At 44.1% G+C, this 1,055-nt stretch carries 2 protein-coding genes; both read left to right on the top strand.

Annotated features, from left to right (window positions below):
* The first annotated feature begins 51 nt into the window (after window positions 1–51).
* Window positions 52–609, top strand: coding sequence for a lytic transglycosylase domain-containing protein (locus tag A3738_RS14785; protein ID WP_369819806.1), 558 nt, complete (start codon window positions 52–54; stop codon window positions 607–609).
* 17 nt (window positions 610–626) lie between these two features.
* Window positions 627–848, top strand: a complete 222-nt coding sequence (locus A3738_RS14790; RefSeq protein WP_068476381.1) for a DUF2835 domain-containing protein — start codon at window positions 627–629, stop codon at window positions 846–848.
* The last annotated feature ends 207 nt before the right edge of the window (window positions 849–1,055 follow it).

Here is a 1,055-nt window from a genome sequence, read left to right on the forward strand (position 1 = left end):
TTTGTAATAGGCTTGGTCTTGCATAAACAAGCTTTATATCGCATTTATCGCATTGTTCTGGCGGCCATTTTACTATGGCTGCCCGTTCTTGGTTGGGCCATACAAGAACCCGATACCGAACTAACCAAGCTATTACAAGAAGCAGTCACCGATGCATCAAGCTTTGATGATCGCTTTGACGCGGAAGTTTGGCTAGTCGATATGTCGAGCAGGTTAAAACGTTACATCAAAGACCCAAAAGAGCGTGTTGATTTTCTGAAGCTCGTGCACTCTGAAGCAAAGCGCGCAGGGCTTGAACCCGAACTCGTTCTATCAGTGATTCATGTCGAGAGCTTATTCAAGCGTTTTGCTATCTCCGTCGTGGGTGCTCAAGGCCTAATGCAGGTCATGCCATTCTGGAAAAATGAAATTGGTCGAACCGAAGACAATCTCATGGATACAGCCACTAACTTACGCTATGGATGCACAATACTTAAGCATTACATTAACCGAGAAAAAGGTAATCTAATTCGAGCACTCGCTCGCTATAATGGCAGCCTAGGCCGAACAAAATACCCTGAAAAAGTACTATTATTCTGGGAACGATACTGGTTCGTGAAACACGTTTAGCCTATATCACGCACGACATGCAGCAGATTATTGTTGATTTACGCATATCAAGAGAGGAATGGCTCAGGCTCTACCGAGGAGAGTCGCAGCTTGTTCGGGCTATGTCTCGCGATGGCCGTAGCGTGCAATTTCCAGCCAATATCCTAAGCTCTTTCACCACACATGATGGAATCAGTGGAACATTCGCTATTCAATTTAACGAGCAAGGCAAGTTCCAAAGCATTACTCAGATCGCCTAACAACAGCACCTTTAAAAGCGCAGAAAAATAGAGACCACTATGACCACACTTTCTCATCACGACATCATTAAACTCAATGAAAAAGAGCTCGTAGCAGCTTTAAAGTCGATGTCTACGAATGAACTCGAAGTACATGCAAACAACATTATGCATGACTTAGGGGGCGATGATTATGGGACGATCATGAAGCTTGTTATGCAAACACTA

This window comes from Oleiphilus sp. HI0066 (assembly GCF_001635725.1).